The sequence below is a fragment of the Mycoplasmopsis bovis PG45 genome (genome assembly GCF_000183385.1).
Classification (GTDB): Bacteria; Bacillota_I; Bacilli_A; order Mycoplasmatales; family Metamycoplasmataceae; genus Mycoplasmopsis; species Mycoplasmopsis bovis.
On sequence record NC_014760.1, the window covers coordinates 418194 to 431467 of the forward strand.

Genomic DNA, 13274 nt, shown 5'->3' on the forward strand with positions numbered 1-13274 from the left:
ATTTTTATGTATTGAAAGTACAATAAATTATAAACTATTGTGTTAAGTATAATTATAGACCTTTAGTTGAGATCAACTATATTTTGATAAAAAATAGCCAACTGGCTATTTAAAATTATTGATTCACAATAGTTTCGTTTTCATCTATAGACACAACGTTATCATATCCAAAAGGAGCTAAAAACATTAATGATAGATAAACTAAGTAGAATTCATCAAGAATTTTGTTAACTATTAGTTCAGTTATTTCATCTTTATTTAAAGTAGGTGATTTAAATGATAAGTCTAATAATTGTGTAGGTGTTTTAAATCAAATAAATGCTTCTTGATTTTTTATAAAAATTGAAAGATCCTTAGCAAACGATTTATCTCTACGGCTGTTTTTAAGGCTTATAGAGCTATTTATTGCAATGCTGTCAAATTCATTTTTTAAATCATTAAGGTAAGATAAATTACTTATATCATTAGCCCATTTTTGCATTAATTCTGTATCTTCAGAGCTAATATTAAGAATTGAAAACTCATCTTTAACATCTAATTTCTTAAAACTCTCTGGTGTGTAATTATTAAATTCATCAAATAAAGTTACACTGACACTTTTATTTAAATTTAGCAATTTTGTAGCAATGCCAAAATATAGATTATGTTCTATTCTTTGAATTTTGCCTTTATAAACTTTAGCTTTTGCCTTTTTTAATCTTTTAATTTCCTTGTTACTTAAGTTATTTATTGCAAGTCACTCTTCATTTCTATATTCAATATTTTGCATTTTAATAAATTGTTTATTTGAAAGTGCTTCATACATTTCATATTTGTTATTAATAACATTAAACTTACTTAAGTTTTTGAAATTAGATGTGTTTTTAAAGAAACTTATGTGACCGAAATTGACTATTTTATTGCCATTTTCGTCATTTTCATATCTAGGTTTTAAGTTAATGTAATCAAGTAAGTGATCGGTTAGATCTCTGTTGTTAACGCTAGCAACGATATCCTTTTTTAAAAATATTCGCGCTCTTAATGCTATTGGATACAGAATGCATCAAGCAATTAAAAATACAAATGATAAGCTATAAAGTGATGCCAATAAAGGACGAAAATGATCAGGATTTAATAGTCATTCATTTTTACCAGTTTTAAAGATAACAACAAAAGATATTGTAATTGATGAAAGGAGCAAAATTGCGCCAATAATAAATAATGGAATGCTTGTGTAAATTCCAACTGTTGCAAGGTTAATTTTTCTACTATTTTTCTTGTCTGAATAGTATTCATTTAACTTTGATTTAACAATTCCTTTAACAGATGCATATTGTTGATGGTTAAATTTTTCTCTTGAAAGTATTAAATTAAAATTACTCATAAGCTCCCCCTTTTGTTAAATTATTTTATATACATAAGATATAAAAATTATAATTTATAAATTAATTTCATTTATTAAATACAATATTAAAATGTTATATAAAATCACTATTAATTTCACAAAGCGGGAGAATATATGGAGAGTAAGAATGCAAAAGAATTAATTAAGTCATTAGTTGATAAAATTAATCAATGAAATTATGAATACTACCAACTAAATAAACCTAGTGTTTCTGATCTAGAATATGATAAGGCACTATGAGAATTGGAAAAATTAGAGAAAGAGTATCCTGAATTTGTGCTTGATGATAGTCCTACATTTAAATTAGGATCATTTGCTTCTGAAAAATTCACTAAATTTATTCACAAAAAGCCAATGCTTTCTTTAGCCAAAGCCTATAGTTATGATGATATCAAAAGCTTTATAAATAATATTTCTAAGATTGTTCCCGCTGAAAGAATTAATTTCAATATTGAGCCAAAAGTTGATGGTTTAAGTATCGCTTTGCACTATAAAAAAGGCAAATTAGTAAAAGCAGTTACTAGAGGAGATGGCACCGAAGGTGAAGACGTAACTGAAAATATATATCAAATTAAGTCTATCCCAAAGCTTATTAATTATTTAAATGACCTAGAAGTGCGTGGAGAAGTATTTATTTCAAAAGATAATTTTAAAAAAATTAATGAAAGTAATAATTTTGCTAATGCTAGAAATGCAGCAAGTGGTACTCTAAGACAGTTAGATTCAACAATTGTTGCAAAAAGAAATCTAAGTGCATTTTTATATGAAGTAGTTGAACCTGAAATGCATAATATTAATTATCAAAATGAAGCATTAGAGTTTATGAAAAAATTAAATATCCCAACCAACCCTTTTTCTAAAGTTGTCGAGATTGAAGAATTAGAAGAAGCTATTAGTGATTTTGCGGAAATTAAAAACAAATTAGACTATGATTCAGATGGATTGGTAATTAAGTTAAATGACTTGCAAATGTGAGAAAAATTAGGTAAAACTTCAAAATTCCCTAAACATTCTATAGCATTTAAATACGATGTTGAAGTAGCTTCTAGTACCATTGTTGATATATTAACTTCAGTAGGTAGAACCGGTAAAATAACTTATATTGCAAATATCCATCCTGTTATACTTAACCAAACCTCTGTTAGGGCTGCAACATTACATAATCATAATTTCATCAAGGACATGAACATTAATATAAATGATGAAGTTAATATAATTAAAGCTGGTGAAATAATTCCTAAAGTAATAAGTTTAAAAAATTCTAAAAATTATGTAGACTACTATAAAAAAGCTACTAACTGCCCTTCATGTAATTCCGAATTAATTGAGTTTGAAGGCATTGTTGATCAGTTTTGCACTAACGATGAATGTCCAGAAAAAAATGTTAACAATATTTACCATTTTGCTTCTAGAAACTGTATGAATATAGTGGGTCTTGGTCTAAGTACTGTCAAAGACTTTTATCCTAAATTTATAAAAAAAATTAAAGATATATTTAGTTTATATAAATATAAATCTGAATTAATTTTGCTTCCTAGATATGGCGAGCAAAAAGTTGATAATATTTTAAACAGTATTGAAAGTGTCAAGAATAAAGCATTTAGCAAAGTTCTCTTTGCACTAGGTATAAAGCACATTGGGCAAAGAGCCGCAAAATTAATATCAGATAATTATGTTAATTTTGCTGAAATATTAAATGATTCTGAACTATCAAAACTTAAGAGTACTAAAAATATAGGTCCAAAAATAATTGAGAGTTTGACAGAGTACATAAATAATCCATTAAACAAAGATTTACTAATTTATTTAGATTCAATTTTTAATTATGAAGGCAAAACAAAAGCCATTAGTAACATTTTTAGTGGCTATTCTTTTGTTATAACTGGCACACTTTCAGAGCCAAGAAGCCATTTTGTTAAAATTATTGAGGAAAATAGTGGAAGTGTTTCTGCTTCAGTATCTGGCAGAACTAGTTATGTTCTTGCTGGTTCTGAGGCTGGAAGTAAGTTAGAAAAAGCTTATAAATTAGGCGTAAAAGTAATCAATGAAGAACAGTTTTATAAACTTTTGGAGCATTAATTTTTAACGGCTTAAAAATACTGGAATGGAAATGTGGAAAAATTTCCAAAAAAATTACTTTTTTTAAAAAAGTTAGGGGGGGGGGGGTTATATATACTATGTATATATTACTTCAACTAGATAAATCAGACATGGGAAATATACTTGATTTTTTGTTTTTTTATTCGCTATAGTCAAACAGGAGCTAGTTTATGAATCTATTTAGAAAAAAGAAAAACAGAGTAATAATTTTATCACTTGCTACAGGCGCAGTTATTTCTGCTTCAACTGGAGCATTTGTTTATTCATCAAACTCGGATTCTAACTTATCGAAACTTCTTTTTAATAATTCAAGAGACGCAGAGCTAGCTAGTAACAAAAACAATATAAGCAAGTCAACTGATTCTATTAAAGATAATAATGTAATTGAAAATACTAAACCTATTGCACCCAAACCAGTTGAAGAAAAAGTTATCAATGTTCCTGACACTACTACTGAAAATAGTTCAGCTCCTGAAGTTAATAGAAATACAGTTACGCCAGAAAGATCAGAACCATTAATTGCTAAACCAAATGTAGTTACTAAGCAAATATCTATTCATGGTGTCATAGTTAATGCAACTATTGAAGTAGTTCCAGATAGACATATTTCTGACTATGATAAAAATAAAGGAATAAGCAACATAAATCCTTATCAAAACATAATAGTAAGCAAAGTACTTAATGTTGAAGTAACAAAGGAACTAATAGACAAGTCTGTAAGTAACGCACTAGATGGCAAAGATGGCACAGGATTATTTGCTGGTACATTTTTCAAGACACTTGAAAATATATTCAAAAGTAGCTCTGATTTAGCTACTGCTGAAGAAGTCGTGAAACAAAATATGAGTGTATATAGAGATAACATCCATCGTTACGAAAAACTTTTAAACAGTCCAAATGTAATTAACTTTTTAACTGAAGAAGGCAAGCAAAAATATCCAACAATGAAGTTTGATAGTCCTATTCAAAGAAACATTTGGCTAATAAATCATTTAGACAAAACTAAGTTTACAAAGTTAGCTAAAGATGCAGAAGCATTTTTAAGCCAAGGTTTAGCGATTTCGGGTAGATCAGCAATTATCAATGAAGATGGTACATTAAGTTCGCTCGCTTTTGCGCCTGATGATCAATTTAACACTGTAACTTCTAGAGTTTCTAGAGACAACCGTGAAAGAAGAGTCTTTGGTTATGATTCGCCTTATGGCCGTTCTCCTGACAGTGTTTGAGAAGGGTCATATCAAGGATGAAATAAAGAAGATGTTACAGATAAACCTGAATATAGTAGGTACAATGTAAGCAGTGCAGATGGAATTAAATTAACTAAACTTACTAGAGAAAAAACAGACAATAGTCCTGGCGCGCTTAATGAAGGTCTAGTTGTTGAGATTGATGCTTCTAATGTATCGGGCTATGGTAAGACTTTAGATCTTATAAATAAGCTTAAAAATGACAAAGTGCAAGTTACTTCTTACAGAATTAAGAATATGGGTTCTAACGATCCAAGCCAAGCATTTAAAAAGATACTTTCAGCTCTTCCAGATAAAATTCCACAATTAGAATTATTCTTTTCAGCTGAAGCGACAAACAATAGCAGTTTAATTGCTTTAGAAAATAAGCATATAAAAGAATTATCGCTTTATACTTTAGGCAATTCATTGCTTCATAAATGATCATTTAATCCTTTAGCATTAAGAAAAACTGAGTGAATTAACACAGTTGATTACAATGTAAGCAGAGACTTTTTACCTAATACTGCCATTCCAACTAGAATTACTTTTGACACAATTGCTTTTGACAAGGAAGACTTTAAAGATAAATCATTTGACAGAATAAATGATGGATTAAGAATGGTTTACTTTGCAAGAAATAATGAACCATTTTTCCAAGCAGGTTTAGGTCCTGGACTTAACCCTGACCATAATGAAGGCAATAATAGTTATCCAGTGGGAATTGATTTTTCTAGAATTGAAGGCATTAAATCACTTAGAAACTTAGTGTTTAATGACGTAGTTAATCCTAATAACACGCCTAGAAAAATAAGAAGGCTTACATTATTTAATAACAAACCTTCATTTGAAATTTCTTCGGATGAATTAACTCATGCAAGCTTCGAGCACTTTGCCACCGATGCTATGGATCGGTTCTCTAAGCCAAAAATTATGTTTAGTAATGGAGATGTAACAGATTCAATTAGAATATCTGATTCAAACACTTTAGATTCAAAAGCTATATGAAACTTATCTAAGTTTTTTGAATATAATGAAAAACTTAAGTCAACAAAAAGCATTAAAGTTCCTGAAAATGCGAGCGCACTAAAAGAACAATTAACTAAGTTAGGCTACAGGGTTGAAAGTAGTGATGGCAATATTACATACACATAGAATTTACTTTTTTGAAAAAAGGAAATTAATTTATGAGAATAACTAAAAAACTTTTATTAATTAGTTCTTCAGCTTCGCTTTTTTCATCATTATTAATTGCTGCTAAATGTAATAATGATTCATCAAAAAATAAAAGCAATGATGATAAGAAAATAGGCTTACTTAGTGATGATCAATTTGAAAAATTGATTAATAACACAAATAATTTAAACGATATTGCACAATTAACTTTTAGTTCAAATTTTGGCCAAAGCAAATCCTTAGACAAAACATTACCAACTGAAATTGAAGAAAACCCCGGGAATTTAAAAATTAGTGTTAATAATAAGTATTCAGACAGCATTACTGTAACTGTTAATGGTGCCAAGACTGATAAAGATGCTAGCAGAAACATTTCAAATATTAAAGGTGAAGTTAGTGTTTATGTAGGTTTTAAAAACAAAAGCACTGGTAAGGAAATATACAAAAACTTTATTCTTAAAGGTTTAGCGAGAAACCCTGTAGGGGCTGATCATAACGGTAGATTATCAGGTGATCCACTTGCAGCTATTGGTGGCCAACAAGGATATCTTGATTATCATAAAAAGACTCAAACTGAAAGATTTGAAAAAGATAATAATGAGTATGTAAATCGACTTAAAGGAATGTTAAGTCGTGATGGTGGTAAAGAGGTTGATTTTAAAACTTTTAGGGGCATAAAAACCACTGAAGAACAAATCAAAAAGTTCAATGAAACAGCTAAATTGGTAAATTTTGATTCTTATGAAAATGCTGCTTTAAAAGGTTTTACTATTCCTGTTTATGAAAATGGATCAACTAGCAATCCTAAACTAAAAGTGTATGATGCTCCTGAAGTGCCAAAAGGCCCATCACCTATTGATACAATTGGTAGAAACATTTATAGATCAAATGGTTTAGCTAGAACTCTTTTAAATGAAACATATAAAACTATTGCCGAACAAACCTTCCAGGTTTCATTTACAACTTTAAAAGATTTTGAAGATGAAATTAAAGAAGCTGAAAAACTTAAAGAAGATTCAAAAAAATGGACTACTGAACAATTCCAGCAATTTACTTTTAAAGACAGGGCAGCATTAAAAGCTAATTATGAAACCAACTTATATAAGCTAGAACTTGAAATAAAAAGTCAATCTCCAGAAGCATTAAGAGGATTAGAACAAAGTTTTGCTGAAAGAAAGAAGAAACTCAAGGAAAATTATGAAGCTGAAGACGCAAGATTGGAAAAATTAGACAGTAGTGAATTAGCGAAAGAAATGGACAAAAGAATTGCTGAATACAATAAACTAAAAGAAGAAAAAAGAACTTATTCATCAGTTTCTGGAACTATGTGAATTATGGACTTTATGCTTCCTGAAAATAGTGGTAAAGGAGCAACTAAATTCTATTTCGGCACTAACTCACACGTTGCCAAAGGTTTAACCAATAAAACAACTAAGTTTTCTGTTTCGCGATTAAATGAAAATGTTGGCGTTGGATCTCACTTTAGATTGAATGATTTAGATGACAGATTCACTAGATTCTCTTTTGATAATGTTGAAAAAGATGCAATAAATGTTATATTCCAGGCTACTGACTTTTTAGATAGTAAGCCATCTGACTTCTTAGAGAGTTCACAAAAAGCTAAATTTGGCGATGTTGAAGAATTTATGGATTTTGCAGTTATTGAAATTGATTTTGAGAAAATCTTAGAAAATAAGACAAAAAACTTCAGCGCAATATCAAATAATAAAAATCATAGTTCTAATTATTTAAACAAGAGCACTGAAGACATTGTTAAATTAATAACAAATAATTATGAAAGTAAAAAAGATAAACACATTAAATTCAGGTCTGAATCATATCTTAAAGACTATAGCAAAATTGATAGACCAATAATTCTTGATACTAAGAAAAAAGAAGAGGTTAAGAAATTTAATGATTTAGATAGTTTGTATATTTTAGGTTATCCTTCAGCAACTGGTGACTATTTCCTAGAAAACTATATCGATGAAGATCAACAAAAAGTTGTTAAAACAAACTTTTCAATGTGAATTAATGCTGATGAAAAATACTATAAAAATGTATCAACACAGGAAGGCGCTCCTTCAAATCATCCAAAAGAAAACTTGGAAAGAGGTGAGTTTTTATCTTATGAAATAGGTTATCGTTCATTCATTGATAAACCTGGTTTAACTGATGGATTTTTAGCAGCAAGCAGAACTGGTGATGAATTGTATACAATCAACGGTAAAAAATACTTCAACTATGGTTTACATATAATGCCTAGATCCTATGTTCCTTATGGTGGTGCATCTGGTTCTAGTGTAAGAAACAAAAATAATGAATTAATAGCTGTTTTCCATACCGCTAACAATTCAGCTAAAACTGGTTTAGCTGCTACATTTAGATCATATGGTTATGATTACAAAGGCTTATTTGGAGACTATAAACTTCCAGCTTATGACTTAATTTATGGCGGTGCATCCGGCCAAAAAAATTCTTACAGAGATGCTTTATATAATAAGTATCCTAAAAATGGAAAACAATATAAAACAAACCTATTCAAAAACGGTTTTGGTATGGAGCACATACCATCACAATTTAAGTTTAATGAAACAAGCTCAACCACAGTAGCTAAATAAAGCACACAACATAACTAATTCACCTGTTTTATAGCGCTTTAAAGCTTTTTTAAAAAAACAAAATGAGGAGAAAATATGAAGATTCTAAAGACTAAGAAAAATAAAATTTTAATGTTTTCGCTTTTATCAGGCGGCGTTGTTTCAGTGGCTGCTGGTGCAGCTATTTACAAAGCATCTTCAGATTTTGATTTAGCAAAATCTATTTTCTCTTCAGATTCATTTGATTCAGAACTAGCTAATAGTAATAATGTTAAGCATACTAATGATTCAATTAGAGACAAAAATGTAACTGAAAAGGCTGTTGAACCTATTAAGGTAGAAAAGCCTAAGATTGAACCAATTATTGTTAAAACTCCTAAAGCAGAAGAATCAGCAACAATTGAACCACCTAAAGAAGCTCCAAAACCAGTTGAATCACAACCAATAATTGCTAGTCCAACTACTGAAAGAAGAAAAATAAGTATTAATGGCGTTGAAGTTTATGCAACTGTTGAAGTTACTCCAGATAGAAAAGTCACTGACTACGATAGGAAAAAGGGAATAGCAAACAGAGATCCTTATCAAAGCACTATAGTTAATAAATTAGTATCAGTTGAAGTAACTGATGAATTAAGAAAAAGCACAGTAAACAAGGCACTAACTAGTGGTGACGGTGAAGGACTTTTTGATGGCACATTTTTCAAAGTTATTGATGAGTTAATTAACAAAGACAATGATCCATTAGACGTTGCTGAAGGTGTTTTAAAACAAAATAGTCAAATATGAGAGAATAATCTATTTCGTTATAAAGAATTGCTTGATTCAGATAACGTTGTTAAGTTTTTAAAGCCTGGCAAGGATCTTGAATATAAAGATATTGTAGAAAAAAAAGGTGGCTTTAAGACTCCAAATCAAAGATACATCTGATTAATAGCTAATTTAGACAATTCTAAATTCACAAAATTAGCTTCTAAATCTGATAAGTATTTAAATGAAGGTTTAGTGGTAAGCCCAAGGAATGCTAAAATCAACGCTAATGGTGAAATTGACGCGCACGCTTGATCTCCTTCTCCTGAATTTAATACAGTAACTTCTAGATATTCTAGAGACAATAGATTAAAAAGAGTTTTTGGTTATAATTCATACTTTTGACGTTCGCCTGACGATACTGAAAAAGGTATTTACCCAGGCTGAAAGAAAACTGATGCAACTAGTGAGTTTAAAAATTATGGAGCATCTGAAAGCGATGGCATAACTGTACATAAATTGGAAAGAATTGAGAAAATCAAGGAAGAACAAGGCCAAATTAATGAAGGTTATGTAGTTAATATCGATGCTAAAAATCCTGCCGGATATAGCAAAACTAAAAAGTTAATAGAAGATCTTAAAAAAGATGGCAAAAAAATTACTTCATATCGTATTAAAAATATGGGTGAAGCAAATCCAGCTCAAAAATTTAAGGAAATATTAGCAGCTCTGCCTGATGACTTGCCACAATTAGAATTATTCTTCTCGGCTAATGCAACTAACACAAGTAGTTTAATTGCCTTAGAAAACAAGAAAATTAAAGAGCTTTCGCTTTATACATTAGGTAATTCATTATTGCAAAAATGATCGTTTAACCCTTGAGCTTTCAAGAATACAGCTTGAATAAACACTAATGATTACAATGTAAGTTACGAATACGGCAGAAACAAACCATTAGCAACTAGAATAACTTTTGACACTATAGCATTTGACCAAGATGACTACAAAGGAAATAATAACTTCGAAAGAATTAATGATGGGCTAAGATTAGTTTACTATGCTAGAAACAACGAAAGAGCATTCCAAGGAAGTTTTGGACCAGGGCTAAATCCCGACAATGCCGAAGGCAATAATAGCTATCCTTTAGGCTTAGACTTTTCTAGAGTTCCTAAAATTAAATCACTTAGAGGTTTAGAGTTTCATGATAGTCAAAATCCAAGTAATAAAGCTAGAAAAATTAAGAGGCTAACATTATTTAATAATTCAACTACTTTTGAAATAACAGGGAATGAACTTGATCAAGCTAGTTTTCATCATATAATGGAACCTGTTCCTGGTGATAGTGATAAACCTAAAATTATGTTTAGTAATGGTAGCACAACAAACTCAATTAAAATTAGTTCTAAAGAAAAATTAAGCTCAGATGGACTTACAAACTTAAATAAATTCTTCCAATTAAACGATGCTCTTAAAGCAAGCAAGAAAATAATAGTTCCTAAAGATGCAAGTGAATTAATCAGTCAGCTACAAGGTGCTGGATTTAATGTTGAAGTAGGCACTGAAGGTTTCACATACACATAGAAAAATATGCAAAATTTAGCTATGAAAAATCCAATAAAAAAGTAATGTTCCACAAATTTTCCATATTTGTAATAAAAAAAATTATTTGTGATTATTAAAAGTAATTTTCCCATTAAACTTATTGCTAAACGACCTATTTATAGGCCTTTTAGTTAAGTTATTTAATCATTATTTAATAATAATTTTAGGAGTTATATGAGTATTTTCAAAAAGAAAAAGAGCAGAATTTTATTAATTTCTCTTTCTGTGGGAATAGTTGCTTCTGTTTCTTCTGGTGCACTAATTTATAATGCTTCTAGTGATAATAGTCTAAGCAAGTTATTATTCTCTAGTGAAAGCGATTCATTGCTTCATCCTTCTAACAGTGTTGATTATTCTAAAACAGTTAATTCAATCACCGATAAGAATGTAAAAGAGTTATCAAAACAACCTAAAGTTATAGAAAAACCAGTAGAAAAAATTGAAAAAATTACTCCACCTAAAATTGAAGTAAAACCAGAAGAACCAGCTGCCACTCCTGAGCCTCCTAGAATTACTCCTGAAATTCCAAATTACAAGCCTGATGTAACTTCTCTAATACAAAGAACCGAAAAAATAAGAATTTTTGGTGTTGAAGTTAATGCAACAGTACTAGCCCGTCCTGATAGAGTTGTTTCTGAAGCTGACAAGAAAAGAGAAATAACTAATGTTAATCCTTATCAAAATGTGACTGTATCTAAATTATTAAATATTGAAGTAACTAAGGATTTAGAAAATAAAGTCATTGAAAATGCCTTGGGCAGTGAAGAAGGACAAGGACTTGGTTTATTTAGTAATAACTTATTCAAGATTGCTGATAGCATAGGAACAAAAGAAGGTTTAGAAAAAGCCGAAGTTGTTTTAGTTAAACAAAATCCAGGAACTTGAAGTGAACAAATCCACCGTTATAAAGCATTAATTAATTCAGGAAAATTTAAGGATTTCCTAAAAGAAGGAAAGTTAGAAGAATACGAAAGACTTGTTAAAGAGAACTCCTTCAAAACAGCTAATCAAAAGTACCTTTGAATAATAATTAACTTAGATAAAAGTAAGTTTACAAAGATATCTCAAAATTCACTAAATTACCTTAAACAGGGATTAGCAATTGACCCTAGAAATGCAATTATTAATGCTAGTGGTGAGATTGATTCTTTAGTTTGAAATGTACCTAATCAATACAACACAGTAACATCTAGATTATCTAGAGATAACTCTACTAGAAGAGCATTTGACTATGATGAATGATATCTTCGTTCATCTGATTCAATAGTTAAAGGTAAATTCCCTGGATGAACTAGGAGTGATAAAACTAGTGAATATCAAAGCGCTTATGGCATTCAACCTAGTGATGGAATTAAAGTATTTGAATTAACTAGAGATAAGCCAGTTAATGATGGAAGTAAAAGAAATAGTGGTATTGTAGTTGAAATAGATGCTGCTAATTCTTCAGGCTATAATAAAATAAAAGAATTGATTGAAAAATTTAAGGCTAATAATAAGGAAATTACTTCATATAGAATTTTCAATATGGGTGTAACTAGTCCTAGTCAAGAGTTTAAAGACATATTAAAGTCACTTCCTGACAAACTTCCTCAATTAGAATTATTCTTCTCAGCTCAGGCAACTAATACATCTAGTTTAATTGCACTTAAAGATAAAAATATTAAAGAATTATCTTTATATACAATGGGAAATTCATTGTTAGATTCATGATCATTCAACCCTTGATCATTGAACAAGGTTGAATGAATTAATACGAATGATTACAACGTTAGTGCTCAATATCCACCTAATACACCAATAGCAACTAGAATTTCATTTGATACTGTTGCTTTTGATCAAGAAGATTATTCAAAAGTAGGAGATTGAGAAAGAATAAACAATGGTCTAAGAATGGTTTACTTTGTTAGAAACAATGAACCATTTTTCCAAGGAAGACACGGTTCAGGTACTGAACCTGATTCATCTGAAAGTGGAAATAGCTATCCAACTGGTTTAGACTTTTCTAGAGTTCCAACTATAAAATCATTAAGAGGCTTAGTGTTCCACGACATTGAAAAACCTAATAATGGTTCTAGAAAAATTAAGAGATTAACTTTAGCTAACTCAGGCGATTCATTTGAAATTTCTTCAGATGAATTAAGTGCCGCGGGCTTAGAAAATTTAGCAATTGGTGAACCTGAACAACCTAAGATTTTCTTTAGTAATGGGCAACAAACTAAAGCTATTAAAATTAAGCTTGAAAATGGCAAGAAACAGCTAGACAACAGTGCAATAGAAAACCTTAGAAAATTCTATGCATATAGCGATTCATTAAAGGCAGGTGGTAAATCAATTAAGGTTGATTCTAATGCCACTGAATTAAAACAACAATTAATTGGTTTAGGTTACAAAGTTGAAGATGATAATGGCCTACAATATACATAATTTACTTATAAAACA

The 13274-nt window shown here is 29.7% G+C and carries 6 protein-coding genes; 5 read left to right on the top strand and 1 reads right to left on the bottom strand.

What is annotated here, in order from left to right:
- Positions 1-115 precede the first annotated feature (115 nt).
- Positions 116-1363: an MAG2810 family protein gene (locus MBOVPG45_RS01850; protein ID WP_013456498.1), complete on the bottom strand. Its 1248-nt coding sequence runs from the start codon at positions 1361-1363 to the stop codon at positions 116-118.
- Between the two features lie 135 nt (positions 1364-1498).
- Between MBOVPG45_RS01850 and ligA the strand changes: the two genes are divergently transcribed.
- From ligA to MBOVPG45_RS01875, 5 genes are all read left to right on the top strand, one after another.
- Complete coding sequence (gene ligA / locus MBOVPG45_RS01855; protein ID WP_013455970.1) at positions 1499-3463, top strand: NAD-dependent DNA ligase LigA; 1965 nt, start codon at positions 1499-1501, stop codon at positions 3461-3463.
- A gap of 191 nt (positions 3464-3654) precedes the next feature.
- Entirely contained in the window at positions 3655-5865 is a 2211-nt protein-coding gene (locus MBOVPG45_RS01860; RefSeq protein WP_013456458.1) for a putative immunoglobulin-blocking virulence protein, read from the top strand.
- 32 nt (positions 5866-5897) lie between these two features.
- Entirely contained in the window at positions 5898-8507 is a 2610-nt protein-coding gene (mip, locus tag MBOVPG45_RS01865) for an Ig-specific serine endopeptidase MIP (protein ID WP_013456511.1), read from the top strand.
- 75 nt (positions 8508-8582) lie between these two features.
- Positions 8583-10814 carry a putative immunoglobulin-blocking virulence protein gene (locus MBOVPG45_RS01870; RefSeq protein ID WP_013456383.1) on the top strand — a complete coding sequence of 744 codons (2232 nt, stop codon included), beginning with the start codon at positions 8583-8585 and terminating at the stop codon, positions 10812-10814.
- Positions 10815-11009: 195 nt separating this feature from the next.
- Entirely contained in the window at positions 11010-13259 is a 2250-nt protein-coding gene (locus tag MBOVPG45_RS01875) for a putative immunoglobulin-blocking virulence protein (protein WP_013456090.1), read from the top strand.
- Positions 13260-13274: the final 15 nt, after the last annotated feature.